This is a genomic window from Biostraticola tofi, from assembly GCF_004343195.1.
GTDB lineage: Bacteria > Pseudomonadota > Gammaproteobacteria > Enterobacterales > Enterobacteriaceae > Biostraticola > Biostraticola tofi.
Genome location: NZ_SMCR01000002.1, coordinates 206670 through 231947, shown reverse-complemented (window position 1 = coordinate 231947; position 25278 = coordinate 206670). Strand labels below are relative to the sequence as shown.

General features: G+C 56.5%; 23 protein-coding genes. 14 read left to right on the top strand and 9 right to left on the bottom strand.

What is annotated here, in order from left to right; translation table 11 throughout:
* The first annotated feature begins 13 nt into the window (after window positions 1-13).
* From EDC52_RS05210 to dkgA, 4 genes are all read left to right on the top strand, one after another.
* Window positions 14-1306, top strand: a complete 1293-nt coding sequence (locus EDC52_RS05210; protein WP_131864287.1) for a TRAP transporter large permease — start codon at window positions 14-16, stop codon at window positions 1304-1306.
* Between the two features lie 129 nt (window positions 1307-1435).
* Window positions 1436-2632 (top strand): cystathionine beta-lyase, encoded by a 1197-nt coding sequence (gene metC, locus EDC52_RS05205; RefSeq protein WP_131864286.1) that lies wholly within the window; start codon window positions 1436-1438, stop codon window positions 2630-2632.
* Window positions 2633-2753: 121 nt separating this feature from the next.
* The gene (locus EDC52_RS05200; RefSeq protein ID WP_131864285.1) at window positions 2754-3419 is read left to right on the top strand and encodes a DedA family protein; all 666 of its coding nucleotides are present in this window, start codon (window positions 2754-2756) and stop codon (window positions 3417-3419) included.
* Between the two features lie 101 nt (window positions 3420-3520).
* Window positions 3521-4351, top strand: a complete 831-nt coding sequence (dkgA, locus tag EDC52_RS05195) for a 2,5-didehydrogluconate reductase DkgA (protein WP_131864284.1) — start codon at window positions 3521-3523, stop codon at window positions 4349-4351.
* 253 nt (window positions 4352-4604) lie between these two features.
* Here the strand turns inward: dkgA and ftsP are convergent, their stop codons facing one another.
* The 3 genes from ftsP to parC form a co-directional block, all read right to left on the bottom strand.
* The gene (ftsP, locus tag EDC52_RS05190) at window positions 4605-6020 is read right to left on the bottom strand and encodes a cell division protein FtsP (protein WP_131864283.1); all 1416 of its coding nucleotides are present in this window, start codon (window positions 6018-6020) and stop codon (window positions 4605-4607) included.
* 147 nt (window positions 6021-6167) lie between these two features.
* Window positions 6168-6902, bottom strand: coding sequence for a 1-acylglycerol-3-phosphate O-acyltransferase (locus tag EDC52_RS05185; protein ID WP_131864282.1), 735 nt, complete (start codon window positions 6900-6902; stop codon window positions 6168-6170).
* 119 nt (window positions 6903-7021) lie between these two features.
* The gene (gene parC / locus EDC52_RS05180) at window positions 7022-9286 is read right to left on the bottom strand and encodes a DNA topoisomerase IV subunit A (protein ID WP_131864281.1); all 2265 of its coding nucleotides are present in this window, start codon (window positions 9284-9286) and stop codon (window positions 7022-7024) included.
* A gap of 161 nt (window positions 9287-9447) precedes the next feature.
* Here parC and EDC52_RS05175 point away from each other — a divergent pair, with 161 nt between their 5' ends.
* Window positions 9448-9663 carry a hypothetical protein gene (locus EDC52_RS05175; protein ID WP_131864280.1) on the top strand — a complete coding sequence of 72 codons (216 nt, stop codon included), beginning with the start codon at window positions 9448-9450 and terminating at the stop codon, window positions 9661-9663.
* A gap of 45 nt (window positions 9664-9708) precedes the next feature.
* The gene (locus tag EDC52_RS05170; RefSeq protein ID WP_131864279.1) at window positions 9709-10020 is read left to right on the top strand and encodes a putative quinol monooxygenase; all 312 of its coding nucleotides are present in this window, start codon (window positions 9709-9711) and stop codon (window positions 10018-10020) included.
* A 94-nt stretch (window positions 10021-10114) separates the two neighbouring features.
* Here the strand turns inward: EDC52_RS05170 and EDC52_RS20515 are convergent, their stop codons facing one another.
* Window positions 10115-10198 (bottom strand): small membrane protein YohP, encoded by an 84-nt coding sequence (locus EDC52_RS20515; RefSeq protein WP_442976089.1) that lies wholly within the window; start codon window positions 10196-10198, stop codon window positions 10115-10117.
* Between the two features lie 114 nt (window positions 10199-10312).
* On the bottom strand, window positions 10313-11512 hold the full coding sequence (mtnK, locus tag EDC52_RS05165) for an S-methyl-5-thioribose kinase (RefSeq protein ID WP_131864278.1): 1200 nt from the start codon (window positions 11510-11512) through the stop codon (window positions 10313-10315).
* 130 nt (window positions 11513-11642) lie between these two features.
* On the opposite strand from mtnK, the gene mtnA reads away from it, so the two are divergent.
* Window positions 11643-12680 (top strand): S-methyl-5-thioribose-1-phosphate isomerase, encoded by a 1038-nt coding sequence (mtnA, locus tag EDC52_RS05160; RefSeq protein WP_131864277.1) that lies wholly within the window; start codon window positions 11643-11645, stop codon window positions 12678-12680.
* Between the two features lie 133 nt (window positions 12681-12813).
* On the opposite strand, the gene EDC52_RS05155 is transcribed toward mtnA, so the two are convergent.
* From EDC52_RS05155 to EDC52_RS05145, 3 genes are read right to left on the bottom strand one after another with little or no spacing between them, the layout of a single operon-like run.
* Window positions 12814-13359 carry a 1,2-dihydroxy-3-keto-5-methylthiopentene dioxygenase gene (locus EDC52_RS05155; RefSeq protein WP_131864276.1) on the bottom strand — a complete coding sequence of 182 codons (546 nt, stop codon included), beginning with the start codon at window positions 13357-13359 and terminating at the stop codon, window positions 12814-12816.
* Window positions 13356-14045 (bottom strand): acireductone synthase, encoded by a 690-nt coding sequence (gene mtnC / locus EDC52_RS05150; RefSeq protein ID WP_131864275.1) that lies wholly within the window; start codon window positions 14043-14045, stop codon window positions 13356-13358. The genes EDC52_RS05155 and mtnC overlap by 4 nt, the downstream gene beginning before the upstream one ends.
* Window positions 14042-14656, bottom strand: coding sequence for a methylthioribulose 1-phosphate dehydratase (locus tag EDC52_RS05145; RefSeq protein WP_407924200.1), 615 nt, complete (start codon window positions 14654-14656; stop codon window positions 14042-14044). Before EDC52_RS05145 ends, mtnC begins: the two co-directional genes overlap by 4 nt.
* Before the next feature lie 511 nt (window positions 14657-15167).
* Between EDC52_RS05145 and EDC52_RS05140 the strand changes: the two genes are divergently transcribed.
* From EDC52_RS05140 to EDC52_RS05110, 7 genes are read left to right on the top strand one after another with little or no spacing between them, the layout of a single operon-like run.
* Complete coding sequence (locus EDC52_RS05140) at window positions 15168-16766, top strand: ABC transporter substrate-binding protein (RefSeq protein ID WP_165911662.1); 1599 nt, start codon at window positions 15168-15170, stop codon at window positions 16764-16766.
* A gap of 36 nt (window positions 16767-16802) precedes the next feature.
* Window positions 16803-17597 (top strand): class II aldolase/adducin family protein, encoded by a 795-nt coding sequence (locus tag EDC52_RS05135; protein ID WP_131864272.1) that lies wholly within the window; start codon window positions 16803-16805, stop codon window positions 17595-17597.
* 23 nt (window positions 17598-17620) lie between these two features.
* On the top strand, window positions 17621-18886 hold the full coding sequence (locus tag EDC52_RS05130; RefSeq protein ID WP_131864271.1) for an acyl-CoA dehydrogenase family protein: 1266 nt from the start codon (window positions 17621-17623) through the stop codon (window positions 18884-18886).
* Between the two features lie 11 nt (window positions 18887-18897).
* Entirely contained in the window at window positions 18898-20247 is a 1350-nt protein-coding gene (locus EDC52_RS05125) for an LLM class flavin-dependent oxidoreductase (protein ID WP_131864270.1), read from the top strand.
* Window positions 20248-21579, top strand: a complete 1332-nt coding sequence (locus EDC52_RS05120) for an LLM class flavin-dependent oxidoreductase (protein ID WP_131864269.1) — start codon at window positions 20248-20250, stop codon at window positions 21577-21579. It abuts the gene before it with no gap.
* 13 nt (window positions 21580-21592) lie between these two features.
* Window positions 21593-22795, top strand: coding sequence for an SfnB family sulfur acquisition oxidoreductase (locus EDC52_RS05115; protein WP_165911661.1), 1203 nt, complete (start codon window positions 21593-21595; stop codon window positions 22793-22795).
* Between the two features lie 11 nt (window positions 22796-22806).
* Complete coding sequence (locus EDC52_RS05110) at window positions 22807-23610, top strand: SDR family oxidoreductase (protein ID WP_131864267.1); 804 nt, start codon at window positions 22807-22809, stop codon at window positions 23608-23610.
* A gap of 19 nt (window positions 23611-23629) precedes the next feature.
* Here EDC52_RS05110 and EDC52_RS05105 read toward each other — a convergent pair whose 3' ends face one another.
* Window positions 23630-25258 carry an ABC transporter ATP-binding protein gene (locus EDC52_RS05105; RefSeq protein ID WP_230467960.1) on the bottom strand — a complete coding sequence of 543 codons (1629 nt, stop codon included), beginning with the start codon at window positions 25256-25258 and terminating at the stop codon, window positions 23630-23632.
* Window positions 25259-25278 lie beyond the last annotated feature (20 nt).

Genomic DNA, 25278 nt, shown 5'->3' with positions numbered 1-25278 from the left:
CCGGGAGTAAATCATGGATGCACTGGTGTTACTGTTATCACTGGCAATTCTTCTGGCGATTGGCGTGCCGGTGGCGTTTGCTGTAGGTCTGAGCGCCATTGCCGGCGCACTGTGGATTGATTTACCACTGGAAGCGGTAATGATCCAGATTACCAACGGCGTTAATAAATTCTCCCTGCTGGCCATCCCGTTTTTTATTCTGGCGGGCGCGATTATGGCCGAAGGGGGAATTGCCCGACGGCTGGTCAACTTTGCCTATATTTTCGTCGGCTTTATTCGCGGCGGCCTGTCGCTGGTGAATATCGTTGCTTCTACCTTTTTCGGCGCTATTTCAGGATCCTCGGTAGCGGATACCGCCTCTATCGGATCGGTGATGATCCCGGAGATGGATAAAAAGGGTTATCCCCGGGATTTTGCCGCAGCGGTGACCGCCAGCGGTTCAGTCCAGGCGATCCTTACTCCTCCAAGCCATAACTCGGTTATCTATTCGCTGGCAACCGGCGGTACCGTTTCTATCGCCGCGCTGTTTATCGCCGGCATCATGCCGGGCCTGCTGCTCAGTCTTACGCTGATGATTATGTGTGTCTGCTTTGCCCATAAACGCGGCTACCCCAAAGGCGAGCGTATTCCGTTTCGCCAGGCGCTGAAGATTTTTATCGATGCGCTCTGGGGGCTGATGACGGTAGTTATCATCATGGGCGGTATTCTGAGCGGCATTTTCACCGCGACCGAGTCAGCGGCGATCGCCTGCCTATGGTCATTCTTCGTCACCATGTTTATCTATCGCGATTATAAATGGTCCGAACTGCCCAAACTGATGTTCCGGACGGTAAAAACCGTCACCATCGTCATGATACTTATCGGTTTTGCCGCTGCCTTCGGCGGAGTCATGACATTTATGCAACTGCCATCGCGAATTACCGACTTTTTTACCACCCTTTCCGATAATAAATACGTCATCCTGATGTGCATTAATATTATGCTGTTGCTGATCGGCACGCTGATGGACATGGCTCCGATCATCCTGATTCTGACGCCGGTGCTGATGCCGGTAGTGCACAGTATTGGCGTTGATCCGGTCCATTTCGGCATGATCATGCTGGTTAACCTGGGCATTGGTCTGATTACGCCGCCGGTGGGATCGGTACTGTTTGTTGCCAGCGCCGTCAGTAAACAGAAAATGGAAGCGGTGGTCAAAGCGATGCTGCCGTTCTATGGCGCGCTGTTCCTGGTGCTGATGATGGTGACCTACATACCGGCGATTTCGCTGTGGCTGCCGGGCGTGTTTGGTTTTCTGAATAACTGACCGGGTGTAAAACGTCTGCCCCCCTTGGGTATTCATGCTAACGTAGAGTAAATTCGGACCATGGTTGCACTGGCGGTCTGTTGGCATATCAAGGGGTTCACTTTTCAGCAAAGGGCAGATGAGCAGAAAATGACGTCGAAAAAAATTGAAACGGCGCTGATCAGTGCCGGCAGGGATAAAAGATTTACACAGGGTTCGGTCAACACGGTCATCCAGCGCGCCTCATCGCTGGTTTTCGAGACGGTACAGGCAAAAAAATACGCCACCGCCCAGCGGGCTAATGGCGAGCTGTTTTATGGTCGTCGCGGCACGCTGACGCATTTTTCGTTTTCTCAGGCTATGGTCGAACTGGAAGGCGGCGCCGGCTGCGCGCTGTATCCTTGCGGGGCGGCGGCGGTTACCAATGCCATCCTGTCTTTTGTCAGCGCCGGTGACCACATTCTGGTAACCGGTTCAGCCTATGAGCCCACTCAGGATTTCTGTCAGCATATTCTGGCTAAACTTAACGTCAGCACCACCTGGTTCGATCCGATGATCGGCGCCGATATCGCCAGCCTTGTCCAGGATAATACCCGCGTGGTTTTTCTGGAGTCGCCGGGATCCATCACCATGGAGGTGCAGGATATTCCAGCCATTGTGGCAGCGGTCAGGGCGGTTAATCCCCATATCGTCATCATGCTGGATAACACCTGGGCGGCGGGCATACTGCTGAAGGCACTGGATCTGGGGGTAGATATTTCGATACAGGCCGGCACCAAATATATCATCGGGCATTCAGATGCGATGATAGGAACGGCGGTCAGCAATGCCCGCTGCTGGGATCAGTTGCGTGAGCAATCCTACCTGATGGGACAAATGGTGGATGCCGATACGGCCTATATGGCCAGCCGTGGCCTGCGCACCCTGGGTATTCGGCTGAAACAGCATGAAAAAAACGGTCTTGAGGTGGCAACCTGGCTGGCGGCGCATCCGGCGGTTGCCCGCGTCAACCACCCGGCACTGCCGGGCAGCAAGGGCCATGAGTTCTTTATCCGTGATTTTACCGGCGCCAGCGGCCTGTTCTCGTTTGTGCTGAACAAACGGCTCAGCCAGGCACAGCTGGAACACTTTCTCGACCATTTCCAGCATTTCAGCATGGCATACTCCTGGGGTGGCTTCGAGTCACTTATTCTGGCCAACCAGCCAGAGGAACTGGCGGCCATCAGGCCGGCCGGCGGCATTGATTTCAGCGGTACCCTGGTCAGGCTGCATATTGGCCTGGAAAATGTCGAAGACCTTATCGCCGATCTGGAATCAGGCTTGGCCCGCATACAACAGGTGGAATAATCGCTCTACCGGCAGATGCCAGCTAGAATTAAACTTACAGACTTCGCTGTTGCGTCCGTCTCAAGGAATGACCGGATAATGCGCGATAAGTAGACACCCATTTGAGGATAACCAGGCACAGATGAACGTTTTGCATGAAATTACCCGTGCGCTATGGCAACAGGATTTTGCCGCCCTTTCCGATCCACGGGTAGTAATGATTGTCTACGGCGTGATGTTTACGACGCTGTTTTTGGAAAATGGCCTGTTACCCGCTTCCTTTCTACCCGGAGACAGCCTGTTGTTGCTGTCCGGTGCGATGGTGGCCAAAGGCGTCATGTCTTTCTTCCCAACGATTATCATACTCACCCTGGCGGCCAGCTTCGGCTGCTGGTTCAGCTACCTTCAAGGCCGCTGGCTGGGAGATACGCGTATAGTCCGCTGCTGGCTGCTGCACCTGCCGGCCCATTACCACCAGCGGGCTTATGCCATGTTTCACCGTCATGGCCTGGCAGCGCTGCTGGTGGGCCGTTTCCTGGCTTTTATCCGTACCCTGCTGCCGACGATGGCCGGCATTTCAGGACTGAGCAATGGCCGCTTTCAGTTATTCAACTGGTTAAGCGCGCTGATTTGGGTCGGAACCCTGGTCACGCTCGGCTTTGCCATTAGCCATGTCCCGCTGGTGAAACAGCATGAAGATCAGGTAATGACCGCTCTGATGATACTGCCGCTTGTCTTGCTGGTGGCGGGCCTGGCCGGCAGCCTGATCCTGGTGCTGCGCAAGCGCAGGCTCAAAGACGCCGCCTGAGGGCGGTGCCGACCAATGCCGGTTTTTCGACTAGTATTAGGAATACGCATTTATCAGCGCCCGCCTTTGCGGGCGTGACGCCGATACGAAAAGGAGACAGAATGGCAACGCAACCAACCGTCACATTGAACGATGGCCGTACCATGCCGCAGCTGGGCCTGGGTGTCTGGAAAGCGACTAACGAAGAGGTGGTCACCGCCATTCATGCCGCTCTGGAGGCAGGATACCGTTCAATCGATACCGCGGCTATCTACAAAAATGAAGAAGGCGTCGGCAACGCGCTGGAGCAGGCATCGGTGCCGCGAGAAGAGCTGTTTATCACCACCAAGCTTTGGAATGGGGACCAGACCGCTGCCCCTAAGGCACTGGAAGAAAGCCTGAAAAAACTGAAGCTTGATTATGTGGATCTTTACCTGATTCACTGGCCGGTCCCATCCAAAGATAACTATGTCCAGGCCTGGCGTGAGCTGGTGAAGCTCAGGGAAGAGGGTCTGATTAAAAGCATCGGCGTGTGTAACTTCCAGATCCCGCATCTGAAACGACTGCTGGATGAAACCGGCGTGACGCCGGTGATTAATCAAATCGAACTGCACCCTCTGCTGCAGCAGCAAGAGCTGCGTCAATGGAATGCGGATAACCGGATCATCACTGAATCCTGGAGTCCGCTGGCTCAAGGCGGCAAAGGTGTATTTGATACCGAAATCATCAAGCACCTGGCGGCGAAATACGGCAAGACACCGGCGCAAATCGTTATCCGCTGGCATCTGGACTCAGGCCTGGTGGTCATCCCCAAATCAGTGACGCCGGCACGTATCAAGGAAAACTGGGACGTGCTGGATTTCAGCCTGGGGCAGGATGAACTGCAGCAGATTGCTACGCTCGACAACGGCACCCGCCTGGGATCACATCCTGACAAAATGAGTCAGGTCTGAACCTGTGCCGCCAGGCTAGCTGCTGGCGGCAATAAGCAGGTCAGGCATCAAGCCCTTCCGCCAGCGCCTCAGCCCCAGCGCTGGCTTGCTGACAGCGTCAGAATCGACAAACCTCACTCGATCAGTGATTGCGTCATTTGCAGCGGTGACCTGCACGGCGCTCCCGCGCCGACAAACCAGCCTCTTTCCGCCAGCGTCTCGGTCAGAGATAGCGTTTGCGGTCATCGCTCTGTCAGTCAACGCTGGCCGCCTTTCAGGCAGAAGCCCGGACGGTAAACTGCCCGGCACAGCCCCGGTCAGCCATTTCCAGCGTCTGGCTATAATACAGATAAGGGAAATGATCGCTCGCGGCCTGGGGGAACCACACCATCAGCTCCACATCGCTGTCCACCCACACCGTATCTTTCCAGCCCTGATCTTCCGGTAAGGGTGCATTGCCATTAACCCGTCTGATAAGAAACGCCACGCCCTGGATATGAAAAGACTGAGGAGTGTCGGAGTGCACGATCCAGCGCTCAAAACTGCCCTGCAGAGACTGGAAATCGGTGCGGTTCATATCCCACAAGGCGCCGTTGATTTCGGGCTGCCTATCGCCCAGGCGGAACTCTCGGGTACGGCTGACGTTGCCGTCCAACATCTGATCCGCCATCAGGCGCATCGGCAGGTTATCGGTTACCAGCGGTAGCAGTCCGGTGGGCTTAAGGGTCAGCACGATACCTGAAATCAGGATCGACGAGGGTTCGAAGAAGCCGCGCACCCGGTCCATGATACCGGCGGACTCACCGGCAGTGATGGAAACATCTTCCCCTTTGGACATATCAACCAGGATTTCACGACGCTCCCCCGGCGCCAGCGACAGATGGGTCACCGGTACCGGCGCCGGCAGAAAGCCCTGATCGCCGGCGACAACCTGCATCGTCCGGCCATCGCTGAGCGAAAGCAGGTAACGGCGGGAGTTGGAGGCATTCAGCAGCCGCAGGCGCACCCAGCCGCGGGAGACGTCGAGAAACGGGCTCTGCGCGCCGTTAGCCAGCAATGTATCGCCAAGAAACCCCCCGTTGGACGGGGTGTCATACACCGGGACGCCGAAATTATCCAGTCGCTTATCCTGGATAATCACCGGGAAATCGTCCACACCGTAGTGATTAGGCAGCGGCAGTGATTGGCTCACCTCATCCTCCACCAACCATAGTCCCGCCAGGCCATTATAGATATGCGGCGCCATGCGATTCGGCGTATTCGCATGGTACCAGCAGGTGCTGGCAGGCTGGCGGATAGGAATGACCGGCGACCAGTCGACACCTGGGGACATCATGCGCGCAGCGCCTCCCATTAGCGAGCCGGGCACCTGCAATCCGCTTACGGTCATCGAGACCGGCTCATTCAGCCGGTTGTTATAGATCAATTTAACGTCATCGCCGTTAAAAACCCGCACCGTCGGCCCGAGATAACCGCCATTCACTCCCCAGGTGGCCGCACGACGGCCGGGCGTAAATTCCCAATGGGAACGCTGCATGGTCAGAAAAAGCGGCTGGCCACGCCGGGACTCCAGCAATGGCGGCACCGGCAGGGCTATTGGCGCGCTAGCGGCGCTTGCCTTAGGTGAAACGGCGCTGGTGCACAGTACGATGCCTGAGGCTTGAATAAACTGACGTCGGCTGAGCGACATGATTTGCTCCGTAAGAACCCTGCATTTCCCGGGCGGTGGTGCCATGGGCCATAAACCCGGAGGAGATCCGGAAAGGGGCCGCTGAATGGCAGCCAATACTGTTTCAGACATAAGCAGGACGCCATTGCGGCCGGCGTCCTGGAGTGACTATCTACCGGCAGCCTCGCGTGTTGCCACTTCCCCATCAAGCTCAGCCAGCCGGTGGGCCATGACTTCCCGGCAGTGTTCAGCCAGTTCGCGTACCTGATCACGGCCGTAGCCGCTGGTATCGATTGGCGGCAGCAATTCTACAATGACCAGGCCATTGGACCAGCGGTTTATGTTAATCTTGTTTGAGGTATTTGACACGCAAATAGGCACTACCGGCACGCCGGCGGCGATAGCGGCATGAAATGCGCCGGTCTTGAACGGCATCAGCCCGCGTCCGCGGCTGCGCGTTCCTTCAGGAAACATCCATATAGAGATCTTTTTCCTTTTGATCTGCTTGACGATCTGGGTAATCGTGCCGTGCGCCTTGGAGCGGTTATCTCGATCAATCAGCAGATTTCCAGTTAACCAATAGAGCTGGCCAAAAAAAGGTATCCACAGCAGGCTCTTTTTCCCAACAGTAACGGTACCGGGCTGAACCATATTGGCAGCCGTCACCATATCGTAATTATTCTGGTGGTTGGCGATATAGATGCAGCTGCCCTGAGGTGCCGGTTTTTCAGGATAGCGCAACTCCACTTTCAGGCCGAGCAACGGCGCCATACGGCCAAACCAGCGGCCAAAAGTTGCGACATGACGAGGGTTCCTCGGACTGAAAAGACAGTAAATCGATCCAAATACACAAATAAGCAGGGAACAGATAACCACCAAAATAGTGCGAATAATCGCTAGCATAATAACCTCTTAATCTTCAGCCGCCGCAAGTATAACGGCTTCATGACAAAAGACACGGTTATTCCCGGCCATAACGCCGGGAATGTGTACTCATGAGTCAGCCTGTGGATGCTTGAATATCAGGAAATCCCGCGAGGCGCCTGCGGGTCATCCACCTCGATCCGGTCTACACGCTGCAGGCCTCTGGGCAGCAGCGTCCCCTTACGGCCGCGCTCGGCGGTGTATTTCTGCAGATCTTCCGGACGCAGGGTAACCTTGCGTTTGCCGACGAAGAACGTCACCGACGCTTTCGACGACAGCAGCAGCAACCATGCCAGGCGGTCTTTGCCGGCGGCGGCATCTGCGGCAGTTATCGAGATAACTTTATTCCCTTTGCCTTTAGACAGCTGCGGTAAATCCGCTACTGGGAAAATCAGTAAGCGGCCGGCTTCAGTGATTGCCATCAGCCGGTCGACATAGTCTTCCAGCCATAACGGCGTCATCGCCCGTGCGTTCTCCGGCAGCGTCAGCAGGGTCTTGCCGGCACGATTACGGGTCACCATATCGGCATAAGTGCAGACAAAACCGTAGCCGGCATCTGAGGCCAGCAACAGCTTTTGCGGGTCTTCGCCGGTCAGCATGTGATCAACCGAGGCACCGGGCGGCAGGGTTAATTTGCCGGTCAGCGGTTCTCCCTGTCCCCTGGCGGACGGCAGTGTGGAAGGATCCAGTGCGTAGCTGCGTCCGGTTGAGTCAAGGAATACCACCGGCTGATTGCTCTTGCCCTGTACCGCAGCAAGATAGTTGTCGCCGGAACGGTAATTTAGCGAACGCGGGTCGATGTCATGGCCCTTGGCGCTGCGCACCCAGCCCATGGTCGACAGTACGACGGTCACCGGTTCTGAAGGGGTCAGCTCATGTTCGCTTAGCGCCCGGGCTTCGCCACGTTCAATAAGCGGCGATCGACGCGGGTCGCCAAAGGCCGCCGCATCGGCTTCAATTTCTTTCTTGATGAGATTGCTGAGTTTACGTTCAGACGCCAGGATACCCTGGAGCCGGTCGCGTTCCTTCTCCAGCTCCGCCTGCTCGCCCCGCAGTTTCATCTCTTCAAGCTTGGCAAGGTGGCGCAGCCGCAGTTCGAGAATAGCGTCTGCCTGGGTTTCACTCAGCGCAAAGCGCTGCATCAGTTGCTGTTTCGGCTCATCCTCGGTACGGATGATATGGATAACTTCATCGATATTCAGATAGGCAATCAACAGTCCATCAAGAATATGCAGACGGCGCAGCACTTTATCCAGGCGGAAATTCAGTCGGCGACGTACCGTGTCACGGCGGTATTCCAGCCATTCGGTCAGGATTTCCAGCAGGTTCTTGACCGCTGGACGGCCATCCAGACCAATCATGTTCATGTTGATACGATAGCTGCGCTCCAGATCGGTGGAGGCAAACAGGTGATTCATCACCTGCTCCAAATCCACCCGGTTTGAGCGGGGCACCACCACCAGACGCGTCGGATTCTCATGATCTGATTCGTCGCGCAGATCTTCGACCATGGGCAGTTTTTTGGCGCGCATCTGATTGGCGATCTGCTCCAGCACTTTGGCGCCGGAAACCTGGTGCGGCAGCGCGCTGATAACCGCCTCGCCATCTTCAATTTTCCAGACTGCGCGCATCCTGACCGAACCCCGGCCGGACTGGTATATTTTACGCAGGTCCGCAGCCGGAGTAATGATTTCCGCCTCGGTGGGAAAGTCAGGACCTTTTACATGCTCGAGCAATTCTTCAAGCGTGGTCTTTGGATTCTGCAGCAGCGTAATCGCTGCGCTGGTCACTTCTGACACATTGTGCGGCGGGATATCGGTCGCCATGCCGACCGCAATGCCGGTAGTGCCGTTAAGCAGAATGTTCGGCAACCGGGCCGGCAGACGGGACGGCTCTTCCAGGGTGCCGTCGAAATTGGCCACATAGTCCACCGTGCCCTGCCCCAGTTCGCCCAGCAACACTTCGGCGTATCTGGACAGACGGGATTCGGTATATCTCATGGCGGCAAAGGATTTGGGGTCGTCAGGCGCGCCCCAGTTACCCTGACCATCAACCAGCGGATAGCGGTATGAGAACGGCTGCGCCATCAGGACCATGGCTTCGTAGCAGGCGCTATCGCCATGAGGATGATATTTCCCCAGCACGTCGCCGACGGTACGGGCGGATTTCTTGTATTTGGCGCTGGCGCTCAGCCCCAGCTCGGACATGGCGTAGACGATGCGCCGCTGAACCGGCTTTAGGCCATCGCCGATAAAGGGCAGCGCCCGGTCCATGATGACGTACATGGAATAGTTCAGGTACGCATTTTCAGTAAATTTATGCAGCGCAAGACGTTCCGCGCCGTCATGAGACAAGTCGCTCATTGATTGTTATTCCTCTGACCGCAGTACTTAATCCGTTGAACACCCTCATTCGTCGGCAGCGGCATGGTGTTATTTTCAGTTGATATTACCTTATCCGCCCCATGGCTGTCACAGCGGTTATCTCCGCCGGCTTTGCCACGCGATGAGAACGCTTATACGGCATGACTGACCCGCTATGCGCTGCGGTACGCATTCCGTTTATCGGAACACATTTTCTATGGGTGAACAGCAATGGCAGTAATTATTTTTTACAAGGAATATCAATCTACTGGCATGCCTTTGCCGCCAATGGTGATCGTCAAGGGAGGCATCAAGCCATCGCTATCACGCCGGTTACAAAAAAATTTCGCGAGCATCTCGGCCGGGTCTTTGGTTAACTATGTACCACCATACACAAAGATATCGGTAATACAGGGGATGCAATGATCACGGTAATCGCAGAGATTAAAGTCAAACCGGGGAGAAGAGAAGCAGTACTGGCCGCTATCACCGCGCTCAGGCCCCAAGTTTTGGCAGAAGACGGCTGTGGTGAATATACCCTGCTCACTGACTATAAAGCGCAAGTACCGTGGCGCAAGACCTCACCAGACTCCATTTTCATGCTTGAGCAATGGAAAAGCATTCGTCATCTGGAACAGCATCAGCAAACCGCCCATATGGATGCTCATCGCTCTCATATTCGTGACGACGTGATGGACGTGACTTTCCATATACTGGAAAAGCGCGCGGGCTGAATACTGGAAAAGCGCGCGGGCTGGATAACGATGTAGCGCGATAAGATCGACAGGGGGAGGCGTCGCCTCCCCCTTGATCCTGCACAGCAGGCAATCAGAAAATCAGTTTGAATACACCGGTCAGCGTGAGAAGACCAACGATAAAGATAATCGCAATAATCCACAAAAATATTTTCATTCCCTGTTCCTTTTTTTCTGAGTTGTCATCATGTTAGACGATAATCTGATGATATCGTTATTTTCAGTATAGAAGAGAAAATGAAAATGGCAGAAATCTGCAGCATAAAATTGATTAACTGTACTGGCGAATACGGGCGGTCAAGGCGCCGATATCATCGATGCGCCCGGCAGCCAGGATCAGCATTCTGCCAAGCTCGATAGCACTGCGCTGGCACTGCAGCCGCATCGCCGCATTGCTGATGCTGTCCAGGTCGGCCACGTGGGCCAAGCCCACGACTCGACGAATCAGCTCTGTACCGCAATAGCCTACGGCGTCCTGCCAGACCTCCCTGAGGAAGCTGCTTGCGTAGCCAGGCTCAGCCAGCGATTCATCGCGGGTCTTTTGGGCTGCCAGGGCAAGGAACCCCTCGCAGAATGCCTGCCAAAGCTCTCGGATATCGGTCAGCCGCTGTTCGCGCGCCGCTGCGGCAGCCCGCAGACCGGTCAGCCCTGGCAAACCGCAATAGTTAAGCAGCAGGTTGCCGATAGCAGTACCGATATCAAAACCGATAGGGCCATAATAGCCGAACTCGGCATCAATAGCCTTCAGCCGCCCTTCGGCCACAAACACCGATCCGCTATGGATATCACCGTGCAGTAATGCCTCCGCCTTAGTCAAGAAACGATGCTTTAACGCAGCGACTTTGCGCTTGAGCTCACTATCAAGGCGCAGTGAAGCGGCGTCCGTTTCAAGGGCCGCATCGTAAGCGTTGCGCTCATGGATCCGGTAAGGATCGCTGAAGAACAGATCTTCGGTAATCTGGCACATTTCAGGATTGGTAAAACGTACCACCGCTGATTTTTTCTCATGGGGATGCTGGAAAAAATCGGAGGTATGGAACAGTGTCTGGGCCAGATATTCACCCAATTGGCGAGAGGCCTGGGGATAATGCACACCCTTGATCAGTTCGCGCCGCCAGATATGATGATCCGACAGATCCTCCTGTATCATCACCGCCATCGCGGCATCGTGATGAACGATCTTGACCGTGTGCTGGGGACAAAAGCGGCTGTGTTCCAGCAAGGTCTCCGCTTCTATCCTCGCCCGATCGAGGGTCAGCGGCCATGATTCACCGACGCAGCGAACATAGGGCAACGCCTGTTTGACGATAATGCGGCTTATGCCCGCCGCATCCAGAATCTTAAATACCAGATTCAGGTTGCCGTCACCCACTTCCTCAGCACTGACCAGCGTTGCGGGGTTTTCCAGGCCGGCGTGGCGACGGGCGTATTCCACGGCATCATTAGCGGCGAGAGTGCGATAAGCGGGCATGGCTGTACCTCATGGGGGTTTGTCATTAAAAGCCGTACAGGTGTAAAAGCATATAGACGTCTATACATCTCCTTGGCATGTTGGCAGAATAGCAAAATAGATGCAATAACTGAAAAGGATACAGGCCCTGATGGAGACACTGACCACTACCAGTCTGCAGGTTCGCGATAATCAGCTGTGGATCCTCGATCAGCAGGCGCTGCCGCAGCAAAAAATCTGGCATCCGGCACATACCGTCGACGAACTTATCGACCATATCCATACGCTGCGGGTGCGCGGCGCGCCATTGATCGGCCTTTCCGCCAGCCTGCTGCTGGCGCTGCTGGCCGAACAGGGCCAGGAGAAACAGCAGTTGGAAGCCGCCTGGCAATTGCTGCGCCAGGCGCGCCCGACTGCCGTCAATCTGATGAATAACCTTGGCCGGATGCGCCACGCCCTGGACAGGGATGACTACGTGCATGCGCTGCGGATCGAGGCTTTGCGCCTGGTGGACGAAGATCGCCGACTGTGCGATGCCATCGCCGGGCACGGCGCCCGGCTGGTCAAACCGGGCAGCCGCCTGCTGACCCATTGTAATACCGGCGGCCTGGCTACCGCCGGCGTCGGCACCGCTATCGGCGTTATCCGCGTGGCTCATCAGCAGGGTAATGTCCGCCAGGTCTGGGTGGGTGAAACCCGGCCGCTGCTGCAGGGTGGCCGCCTGACGGCATGGGAGATGGGCGAGCTGGGTATCCCTTACCGGCTGGTAACCGACTCGATGGCCGCCAGCTTGATGGCGGCGGGCGAAGTCGATGCCGTCTGGGTGGGAGCGGATCGTATTGCCGCCAATGGCGATGTCGCTAACAAGATAGGCACCTATAGCCTGGCGGTGCTGGCTCACTACCATCAGCTACCTTTCTATGTGGCAGCACCGCACACCACCCATGATGCCGACTGCCCTGACGGCGCCTCAATTCCTATCGAACAGCGGGCAGGCAGCGAAGTCACCGGCGTAGCCGGCAGCTTTGGCTCTTGTCGCTGGGCACCGCCCGGTGCGAAAGTCTACAATCCAGCTTTCGACGTGACACCGGCGGCGCTGGTGACCGGCTGGGTGTTTGATACCGGGGTGGTAAGCCAGGCGCAAGTCGCTGCGGGCATACTGCGCCGGCCTCTGAGCGGATTGCGCTGACCGGTGCTGGCCAGGCAGACCCGTGCTGGCGGCGCGGCCTGCGCTGGCCAGACCGATGAGTGCTGCACAGCCTATCCCAATAGCTAGCACTACCTGGCCGGCGGCGCGGCCTGCCGCCGACCTGTCGATATGCCTAACGTTCCAGACGCGGATAGCTGTCGGCGATTTTGTCGCCGGTAAACTGGGCGATCCAGCCTTCAGGATTATCAAATACCCGAATGGCGGTAAAGTGCGGCGCGGCGCCCATATCAAACCAATGAGGCGTGGTCGCCGGCACCGAAATCAGATCGTTCTTCTCGCACAGTATCTGGTAGATTTTGCCCGCAAGATGAAGGCAGAATAGCCCGGCGCCCTCGACAAAGAAACGGACTTCATCTTCCCCATGGGTATGCTCTGACAGGAACTTGGTCCTCAGCGTTTCACGGTCAGGATGATCCGCACGCATGCTGATCACATCCCAGCTCTGATAGCCCTTTTCCGCCACCAGCTTATCAATAGCATGCTGGTAGGCAGCAATCACCACTTCTGGCGCAGGATTAACGCCCAAATCCCTGTCAGCTTCCCAGCGTTCGAAACGTACGCCAATAGCGGTAAGCTGCTCACCGATGGCGGCGGCATCCCGACTTTGCCACAGGGGGGCCGAGGGGTCTTTGTCGCTGAAAATCGTCAGTGCACTCATTCGGTAAACTCCTGAATATTGATCTGGTCAAAACGGTTAACCTGCGGATGTTGCCGCTGCGGATCGGCTTGGTCGCGAACCAGTTGGCAGGTACGCCAGCCGGCTTGTCTGGCTGCATCCAGCTCCTGTCGGATATCGGACAGGAACAGGATCTCGTCCGGCGCGAGCGCCAGCCTTTCACCGATGGTGCGGTAGGCTGAAACGTCGCGCTTGGCCCCGATCCGGGTATCGAAATAGCCACTGAACAGGCGGGTCAAATCGCCGGCGTTACTGTTGCCAAACAGCAAGCGCTGGGCCTCTTCCGAGCCCGATGAGTAAACATACAGTTTAATGCCCTGCTGATGCCATTGAGTCAGCGAGTTGGCGACGTCCGGATAAAGATGACCGAGGAAATCGCCGTTGCGGTATCCGCTGCGCCAAATCATGCCTTGCAGGGATTTCAACGCGGTAGACTTGCGATCCTCATCCATGAATTGATAGAGGGCTGCGGTTAAACGATCGATATCGGCAGCGGGCTCGCCCAGTTCATGACGCAATGCGGTCAACGCCGCCGATACTTCAGGTGCGGCATGATGGGCCCTGATCCAGTCCGACAACCGCTCGCGCGCATAGGGGAACAGCACCTGATGAACAAAACGGATATCGCTGGTGGTGCCTTCAATGTCGGTAACGATGGCCCGGATCATTTCGCCTCCAGTAAACGCAGTTGCAGTTCGCACTGGAACAGGAATTCCAGCCCCTCCAGATGGCGCCGCGCTTCCTTGACGTCGCGCCCCCAGCAGTAGAGGCCGTGGCCGCGCACCAGAAAACCGTATTGCAGCGGGACCGTGGCGTGGCTATCGGCCACCCGGGATGCCAGTGCAGGAATATCCTGGCTGTTATCAAAGATGGGAATAATGACCCTGTCCAGATGGCTGCGCTGACCGCCAAGGGATTTCTGCATTTCATACCCCTCAAGGATCACCGCATTGCTTTTCTCGACCCGAGACAGCACGGTGGCGTTGACCGAATGGGTATGCAGGATAGCGCCAACCGTCGGGAACAGGCTGTAGACCAGCGTATGCAGTCCGGTTTCAGCTGACGGGATCCGTCCCCCATCCACTTCACCGCTTTGCAGATTCACTGTCAGAAAATGTTCGGCACTGATGCTGCCTTTATCATGACCGGACTCTGTAATCAGGCAATGCTGCCCGGACAGACGCACCGACATATTACCGCCGGTAGCCGGACACCAACCTTTGGTGCCTATCCAGTGGCAAGCGGCAACCAAGGCATCTAATGGCGGTTGTTGTTCTATTGGCATGGTGGTTCCCCCAGGTACAGCGTAGCAACGTCAGGTGTAGCGATATAACCGTCTACGCAATGTTTAGCCGTATAACCATCTATATGTCTTTATCGTTGGATAGTAACATCGGCTTTCGCGGGCGGCAACCGGGGGTTGTCGGGCCGCAAGCTTTTGTACATTCCCAGCGCCAATCAGCTGATCGATTAAAATAATCTCCCTGGGTGAAAATGAGTAGCAACAGACATTTTCGGATCCATTTTACTATTCCGACTGCACAGCACCAGGCCGTGTAAGCGTATTAATATTTCAACATCGCAAACAACTTTACCGCATATGCTTATTTCGCATATCTCCAAACCAAATTCACGCTTAGCCGATTCAAAAAGACGAAACCAGATAAACAAACCCGAACATGTTATTTAATAATAACAACCTCTGCATATAATATCTCCCGACAAAAAAGCTAATGCTGAACCTATTTTCTTATTATTCATTGCCGTCCTGCGCCAGGAGAGAATCAGTTATGTTACGGGTATTATTATATTTTTTTTCAATCGTATTTTCACTGGGACCTATCGCCTTCCTGGCTGCTGCCCAGGAAATACCGTCCCAGCCGGTTCATGGCGGCACGCTGATTGTTGCCATAGACCCAGAACCCAGTTCGCTGACTTCTACTTTTAATAATCAATATTCCAATCGAACTATCTCCGCCAACATCTTTGATGGCCTGCTGACCTATGATGACAAATATCAGCCTCGACCCAATCTGGCGGAATCCTGGGAAGCGTCGCCGGACGGCAAAAGCATCACTTTTAAACTGCGTCACGACGTAAAGTGGCATGATGGACAGCCGTTTACCTCCGCCGATGTTCGCTATTCGGCGCTGGAAGTATGGAAAAAGGTACACTCGCGCGGTCGTTCGACGTTCGCCACCCTTACTGACGTCGAAACGCCCGATGCCTGGACGGCGGTTTTCCGTTTGAGTGCCCCTTCCCAGGTAATTCTTAATGCGTTCGACGGCGCGGAATCGCAGGTGCTTCCGGCGCATATTTTTGCCGGCAAAGATATCCGAACCAATCCCGCCGGTGCCCAACCGATTGGCACGGGCCCGTTCAAATTCAAAAAATGGGAACGGGGGCAATACGTAGAACTCGAGAAAAACCCTGACTACTGGGATAAAGGCAAACCCTATCTGGACCGGATTATTTACCGCTTTATTCCGGATGCCTCGGCAAGAAGTGCGGCACTGGAATCGGGAGAAGTGTCTTATATTCCTTTTGCTGGCGTGCCATTTGCCGATATTAACCGTTTGAAACAGAATCCTGATTTGGCCTTTGACTCTCGCGGATACTCTTATGCCGCTCAGACTTACTTTCTGGCGTTCAATCTGCGTAATAATTATCTGGCCCAGCAAAAAGTCCGCCAGGCTTTTGCCCATGTCATCGACAGGCAGCGGCTGATTGATACCGTCTGGTACGGTCAAAGCAAGCCTGAATACAGCGTCATTCCTTCTTCACTGACCCGCTATTTTACCGACGATATTCCGCATTACGAACTCAACATCGATAAGGCTAATCAGTTGCTCGATGAAGCCGGCTTTAAACGCAAGGCGGATGGTCAGCGCTTTACGCTGCGGCTTTATACCGATCCTGCATCCAGCCAGGCATTACTTATCGGCGAGTTTCTGCGCCAGGCGCTGAGCAAAGTCGGCGTCACGCTCAAATATACCCCGCTGGATAATGCGACTTTTACCCGCCGCATCTATACCGACTATGACTTCGATGTGGTGTTTCAGGGCTGGGGCATCATGCTGGATCCCCAGATGGGGTTGACCCGGGTCTATGATTCAAAAGCTCAGACGCCAGGAGTGCCTTATGCCAATGCCTTTGCATACAGCAATCCGGCCATGGACGCTATCATCAACCGTTATCAGCGTGAAGTTGACCCCCAGCAGCGAGTAGCCGAGTTCCATGACTTTCAACGTCTGGCGATGACCGATCTGCCGCTGATACCCATTATGCAGGCGCCTTTCTTCACCGCCTGGAACCGGAAATTACAGGGGGTAGACCTTTCCCCTGCGGGTGCACACAACGGTTTTCGTAATGCATGGTTAGTCCCTTGATCCCTATACCTAATACGCCAATAACTGGAGGCAGCTATGTCTGAGTTGGTCCTTGAGCCGGTATCACGCCGAGACGTTAGCGCTGCCGAATGGCAGGCGCGCATTGATCTGGCCGCCGCCCACCATTTCTCGGTGAACAACGGTTTCAGTCAGGGGATCTATAACCACCTGACGCTCGCCGTGCCGGATGAACAGGCGTTCTTGTTACTCCCATTCGGCCTGCACTGGTCGGAGGCGACAGCCAGCCTGTTCCTTAAGGTGGGCTACGACGGCCGACTGCTGGCAGGCAAAGGCCAGATACAGCGTTCGGCCTACTGCATCCATGCCCCGCTTCATGCTTTTACCCAGCAGCATGCGGCGGTTTTTCACACCCATATGCCTTATGCCAGCGCCATTGCCCGGCTTGAGGATCAACGCCTGCTGATAACCGGCCAGGCCGAAGCGTTGCTGAGCGATGATATCGCATATGACAATGACTATCAGGCGCTGGCCCGCGATCCGGCTGAAGGCGAACGACTGGTCAGTCTGCTGCAGTACAAATCAATTCTTTTTATGGCCAATCATGGGGTGGTGGTGACCGGTGCTTCGGCTGCTGAAGCCTGGGATCGCCTGTACTCGCTGGAATATGCCTGCCAGGTCCAGCTTTACGCCCGCTGGACCGGCCAGCCTTTGCGCGAATTAACGCCGGCCTTGCGCGAAAAAGTCCGCCATCAGATTACTCGCACACCGCTGCATGATGGCCGGAGCAGCGACTATCTGCCGGGACACCAACTGCATTTCAATGCGCTTAAACGCCTGCTCGACCGGGATGGCGTGACTTATAGCGATTAACAAGGCACCAGCAGGAGATCAGCATGGCTTTAGATATTCACCCCGTCGAACCGGACAAGCCGGTTGGACATTTCGACTATCCGGTCGTCAGCGCCCAAAGCAATGCGAAGTCGCTTGTCAGTGCCGCCCAGGGCTTGACGGCGGCATTGGCGGCTGAAGCGTCGTTGCGCGATCAACAGCGTATCCTGCCGCATCAGGCCCTGGAATGGGTACGTGAAGCGGGCATTACCGCGGCCCGTGTGCCGGCTGAATGGGATGGTCCCGAACTCGCCTATCAGGACTTGGCTCAAATCATGATTGCGCTCGCCAAGGGAGACCCCAATGTGGCGCAGGTACTTATCCCTCATTTCACCTCAGTCGAACGGCTGCGACTGAATGGCAACCCGCAGCAGCATGCCAGGTATTATGCCGGTCTGCGCCACGGCGATATCATCAGCGGTGCGACCGGTGAGCTGGGCGGGAAGTTTGTCACGGATATGGTGACGCAACTGGTCACTACGCCGCAGGGGCTGCGCCTAAGAGGCAAGAAATTTTACAGCACCGGCGGCTTGTTTGCCGACCGGTTAAGAGTCACGGCTAAAAACCAAGACGGCGATACGCTCTCAGTCCTTATCCCGCGGCAGCGGGAAGGGGTGGTGCAGCATGACGACTGGGATGGTATGGGACAACGCCTTACCGCCAGCGGCAGTACCGAGTTCAACGATGTTCTGGTGTTGCCTGAAGAAGTGATGTTCTACAGCAATGAGCTGAATAAACGTCGAAACTATCAACCGGCTGCCACACAGATGCTGCATTCAACCATCGAAGTCGGCATTGCGCTGGCGGTGCTTGATGATGCGGTTCGCTGGGCGAACCGCGGTGCGCGTCCCCGTCAGGATTCAGGAGTTGAGCGCTCGGTCGATGACTGGTACGTGCAGCATATTATCGGCAATATCGCCGCCCATGCCCATGCTGCCGAAGCGACGCTGCTACGCGCAGCCGGCCAGGTTGATGTCGCTGTATCGAGCTGGTACAGCGGTGTTGAGGAACAGGAGCTTGAAGCGCGTTTGATTGCCGCGTCCATCGCCACCGCCGAGGCAAAAATAGTCTGCAACAGTGCGGCGCTACGTGCTGCCGAGTTGATTTACGATGTCGGCGGATCGTCCGCGACCCTGAGCGTAAACAATTTTGATCGCCACTGGCGCAATGCGCGGACTCATACCACGCATGATCCGGTGAATCATCGCTATCGCGTCGTCGGCCGTTTTTACCTCGACCAAACGCCGCCGCCCATCACTATGTACGATTAATAGGGATAACCATGAGCAGCAAGCAACCGCCTCAGATGCATCTCGGGGCCTTTATACAGGATGCCGGCCATCATATTGCCGCCTGGCGACATCCGGATGCACCGGTAGGCGCGGGCATGAATTATGATCATTTTCACTATCTAGCCAAACGCGCTGAAGCCGCAAAATTCGATATGATTTTCCTCGGCGACCAGATGACCTTTCAGTACGAGGAAGACGAATATCTCGGCCGTACTTCCCGCACGGTGAACTTCGAACCGTTAACACTGCTTTCGGCGCTGGCGGTTTCAACCCGCCGTATCGGCTTAATCGCTACCGCGTCTACCAGCTACAACGAACCTTTTAACATTGCGCGCAAATACGCTTCACTGGACCATATCAGCAAGGGTCGCGCTGGCTGGAACGTCGTCACCAGTTGGACCGGAGGTGAGGCGCGCAATTTCAACCGTCAGGAGGTCATGGAACACGGTTTTCGCTATCGCCGCGCTCAGGAATTTGTGGACGTCGTCAAAGGTCTATGGGACAGCTGGGACAGCGATGCCTTGCTTGATGATCGTCAGCAGGGCCGCTTTTTCGATCCGGAACGGCTGCACGTGCTCAACCATCAGGGAGAATTTTTTCAGGTGCGTGGCCCCTTGACCATCTCCCGCTCGCCCCAGGGCCATCCGGTGATCGTACAGGCCGGATCGTCCGCGGATGGGCAGACGCTGGCGGCGCGTCATGCCGAGGTTATCTTTACCGCCCAGCGCGATCTTGGCGAAGCGCAGAAATTTTACCGCGAGGTAAAGGCCCAATTGACCAGCCTGGGTCGCGCGCCGGACAGCTTGAAAATCATGCCCGGTATTTTCCCGGTGGTCGGCGACAGCGCCGAACATGCGCGTGAAAAATTCGAGCAATTACAGGAGCTGGTCAATCCCGAGATCGGCTGGGCGGTACTGGCTCGCCATCTGGGCGGCGTTGATTTATCCGGTTACCCCCCGGACGATCCGGTTCCCGACCTTCCCCCTACCCAGGGAAATCAAAGTCGGCAGGCGTTATTGCTGGCGTTTGCCCGGCGGGAAAATCTCACTATCCGGCAACTGTACTGGCACGTGACCGGCACCCGTGGTCATTGGTCGGTATTTGGCACCGCCGTTGAGATTGCCGATGTGCTTGAAAGCTGGTTCAAACAGGGCGCCGCCGATGGATTTAATATCATGGCGCCCTGGCTACCGGGCGGCCTGGATGAATTTATTGAGCAGGTGGTGCCGGTGCTGCAAAAAAGGGGATTATTCAGAACCGACTATTCAGGCGATACCTTACGCAGTCATCTTGGACTGCAGCAGCCAGTCAGTCGCTATGCTAAAAGTGAGGCTATCTGAATGTCCCGAACCCTGCATTTAGGCGTTTTCGTGGAAACCACCGGCAGACACCTTGCGGGCTGGCGTCATCCTGACGTTGATCCCCAGGCGCCGATGCGTTTTCAGCATTATCGCCAGTTAGTTGAAATCGCCGAGCGCGGGCTGTTTGATCTGTTCTTTCTGGCCGATGGGCTGGCGGTAAGAGACCGTGCGGCAGAACGTTTGGGGCGAACGCCGAAAGCCCATCTGGAACCCCTGACATTACTCGCCGCCCTGGCCCCGCTGACGCAAAATATCGGACTGATTGCCACCGCCTCCACCACGTTTAATGAACCCTGGCATCTGGCACGAAAATTTGCCTCGTTGGACCATCTGAGCGATGGCCGTGCCGGCTGGAATATTGTGACCTCATCCAGCCAGGCTGAGGCGGAAAACTTTTCCCTGGCGGAAATTCCTGCCCCCGAGACCCGCTATCGCCGGGCGGAGGAGTTCGTCGAGGTGGTACGTGGACTGTGGGACAGTTGGGATGATGATGCGCTGGTCGCTGACCAGCAACAGGGACTTTATTTTCCGCCCCATCGCCTGCATGCCCTTGATCACCAGGGTGAATTTTTTTCAATCCGCGGTCCGCTCACCGTATCGCGCTCCCCCCAGGGGTACCCTTTATTGGTACAGGCCGGATCATCGGCCCAGGGCATCCAATTGGGGGCAAAATACGGCGAAGTGATCTATACCGCCCAGACCCAGTTGGCCGATGCCCAGCAGTTCTACCATCAGATAAAATCACTGGCTGAACAGGCCGGTCGGCAGCGTGACGATATCCGCATTCTGCCCGGCCTGTTTCCAGTGGTTGCGCCAAGCCGCAGCGAAGCTGCAGAAAAATTCGAGCAGTTGCAGTCACTGCTTCACCCCGAGGTCGGACTGGCCCAGCTTGAGCATCACTTGGGCGGGGTGAGTCTGTCAGGATGTGACCTTGACGGCCCGCTGCCTGACTTGCCACCGGGACGGGAATATACCAGCCGGGCCGAACTGCTGGTAAGCCTTGCCCGGCGCGACCGCCTGACCATCAGGCAACTGTACCAACAGGTGGGTGTTGCCCGAGGTCATCCGTTGCTGGTCGGCACGCCGGCGGATATCGCCGACTTCATGGCGACTTGGTTCCAGGAAGGCGCCGCAGACGGCTTTAATATCATGCCGGGATGGCTGCCGGGCGGCCTGATTGACTTTGTGGATCAGGTTGTACCGGAGCTGCAGCGACGTGGCCTGTTTCGTACCGCCTATCACGGTAGCACGCTGCGTGAACGCATGGGTTTCTCCCGTCCCGCCAGCCGCTACGCGGTCGCCAACAAATGAGGAAATACTGAAGGTGAAGAATACCATTCCTGTGCTGAGCCCCGAGCAGGCAATAGCAGCGGCCGACGCCTTTCGAGAGCAGTTTGCCGCCGGCAGCAGCCGACGCGATCGTAGCCGTCAGCTTCCTTACCGGGAAATCGAACAGCTCAAGCAGAGCGGCTTGCTGGCTTTGCGGGTACCGCGTCAGTTTGGCGGCGCCGAGATTGATATGCTGACTTTCAGTCGCGTATTGAGTACGCTGGCGGCGGGCGATCCCAACATCGCCCAGGCGGTGGCGCCGCAATTCACCAATCTGGAAAAGCTTCGCTTATACGGCAACGACAGCCAGAAAAAACGCTATTTTTCCCACGCGCTGGCTGGTGGACTGATGAGCAATGCGGCGGCAGAAAAAGGCGGAAACTTCATTGGGGACGTCAGTACTGCATTGCAACGCCTCGATTCACGCTGGCGGCTGGATGGGCGCAAAGCCTACAGCACCGGCAGCCTGTTCTCGACGCTCATTCTGGTCACTGCGCTGCATCCTGACGGTGGCCGCGCCGCCGTTTTTGTTCCCGTCGACCGACCGGGGGTCAAGGTGCATGATGACTGGGATGGCATGGGCCAACGCACCACCTCAAGCGGCACCACTGAATATCACCATGTCATCATCGAAGAAGATGAAATATTGCCGGCGCCGGCATTCGGCCAGCGCCGCACCCATGAAGGGTCGTTCGCCCAGTTGATTCACAGCGCTATCGATGCCGGTATCGCCAGAGCGGCGCTGGAAGATGCCTGTGCGTATGGCCGTGAGCATGCGCGGGTGTTGCGCGACAGCGGCGTGGAGACGGCAACCGAAGATCCCTACGTGCTGCACACCGTGGGCGAAATGGCCATCCAGACTCATGGGGCCGATGCACTGCTCGAACGTGGGGCGCGTTTACTGGATAAAGCGCTGGAAGCCAGCTATCGAAACGCCAGCAGTGCCGATCGCCTGCTGGCCGAGGCGTCCGTCGCCATTGCCGAAGCCAAATATGCCACCACCGAAGCGTCTTTGCGGGTCAGTGAAAGCCTCTTTCGCCTGGGCGGCGCATCGGCGACCACCCAGGCGATGAACCTTGACCGTCACTGGCGCAACGCCCGGACGCATACCACCCACGATCCGGTCTCTTACAAAGCCCGCGCGGTGGGCGATTATTATCTTAACGGCACCCTTCCGCCTATCAATACTAAAATCTGAGGCAACCGATCATGGATCTTGAGTTGGAAAACAAAGTCGTCATTGTCACCGGCGGCAGTAAAGGGATCGGACTGGCAGTGGTCCGTCAATTTCTGCAAGAGGGCGCGCGGGTCGCCATTATATCGCGCAGCGAGGAAAATCTGCGCGCCGCGCGTGACAGCCTGCAGCAAAGTGAGCACCGACTAGTGACCCATGCCGCTGACCTGCGGGATGCGCAACAGGCGCGGGAGGCTATCGATCGGGTGGCTGAGCGGTTGGGTGAAATCGACATTCTGGTCAACAGCGCCGGTAATGCTCAGCGTCGACCGGCGGAACAGCTCGACAGCGAAGCTTGGCATGCAGCGATGGATGCCAAGTATTTCACCTATATTCATGCACAGGATGCGGTATTGGCCCGCTGGCGGAACAAACAACCGGATGCAGCTGGGCAGCGCGGCGCTATTGTTAATATCGTCGGCACCGGTGGACGGGTGCCTAATCCGTCGCACGCCGCGGGCGGTGCGGCCAATGCGGCGCTGCTGCTCTCAACGCTGGCGCTGGCGACGCATTATGCCCGGGATGGCATACGGCTTAATGCCATCAATCCCGGCTTCACCAACACTGAGCGCATTAACCGTTCAGTAGAACATGAAGCCAAACGTTTACAGCTCACCGCCGAAGAGGCGCTGGCCAAAATGGAAGCCGAACTGCCGCTAGGGCGCTTCGGTGAGCCGGAGGAGATTGCCGATGCCGTGCTGTTCCTTGCCAGTCGGCGCGCCAGCTATATTGCCGGCGCAATCCTGACCGTGGATGGCGCGCAGAAAGCGATACTCTGACAGGTCCTGCCCGCCGCTTTCAGGCGGCGGGTAAAGCCTGCAGCGGCATTGCCTGCGCGGCGTCGATAAGCGCCCGGGTATACGGATGGACGGGCGCGGACAAGAGACGGATCGTTTCGCCGGCTTCCACCACCTGCCCCTCTTTCATCACCAGCACCTGGTGCGCCATGGCGGCCACTACCGTCACATCATGGGTGATGACCAGATAACTCAAGCCGCGGTCGCGCTGAATGTCCTGCAGCAATTCTACTACCTGCTTTTGTACCGTCACATCCAGGGCGCTGGTCGGCTCATCCAGCACCACGACATCCGGCTCAACGATCAGGGCTCGTGCAATGGCGATCCGCTGGCGCTGGCCGCCGGAAAACGCGTGGGGATGGCGCTTCAACAAATCGGGAAACTGCTGTTGGTGCAGTCCGACCTCTGCCAGCAAAGCGATAATGCGCTGACGCCGCTGGGCGAACGAGAGATGAGGAGCGTGAAACTGCAGCCCTTCCCCGATGATCTGCTCTATGGTAAGGCGCGGCGATAATGAGGAGTAGGGATCCTGGAAAACAGCCTGTATCTTGCGGCGCTGATCCTTGTAAGCCGCCCGGCTGGTCCTGCGCGCCTGCTGCCATGATACCCCGTCAACTTCCAGCAGCCCCTGATGCGTTATCAGCCCCAGCACGGCGTTGGCCAGAGAGGTTTTTCCCGACCCCGATTCACCGATAATGCCTACCGTCTGGCCCTTTCTTAGCTCAAGGCTGGCGTGATTGACGGCCTGGTGCCAACCGGGGCGAAACCACTGCCGCAGCCCACGGCTGATGCGGGGATAACGGACCTGCACATCTTTCGCCCGCAAACGGAGAATGTCGCTGCCGCCGGCATCAACCGGCGCTACCCGACGATCTGGCCGGCTGGAAAGCAGCTTACAGGTGTAAGGATGCTTTGGTGAGTTAAACAGCCGCTCGGTCGGCGCATCCTCAACCAGGATGCCTTTTTCCATCACTAGCACCCGATCGGCAAAGCGCCTGACCAGATGCAGATCATGAGTAATCAATAAAACCGCCATGCCATTACGCTGCTGCAGTTCACTGATAAGATCGAGCATCTGCACACGCAGCGTAACATCCAGTGCGGTGGTCGGTTCATCGGCCAGCAGCAGTTTCGGTTCTCCCGCCAGCGCCATCGCAATCATCACCCGCTGCCGCTGTCCTCCTGAAAGCTGGTGCGGATAAGCATGGGCCCGCCGTTCAGGCTCGGGGATCCCGGTGTCTTTCAATCGCTCGATCGCCATGCTCCAGGCATTCCGACCGCTGATATCACGATGCAGACGGTAGATTTCGGCTATCTGCTCACCGGCAGTCTTTAACGGATTGAGCGCCGTCATCGGTTCCTGAAAAATCATGGCGATATCACGTCCGCTGATGCCGCGAATCTCTGCCTGGTTAAGGGTTAACAGGTTATTTCCAGCATAGCGAGCCTCCCCGGACACTTGGGCGCCGGGCAGCAGATGCAGCAGACTCATCGCAGTAATGCTTTTACCTGAACCTGACTCTCCTACCAGCGCCACCCTTTCTCCGGCATTGACCTGGAATGAAACACCGTGAACCAGCGATTTACCGGCAAAACCGATGCGTAAATCTTTTACTTCCAACAAGCTCATAATCATTCTCCTGAGGATTT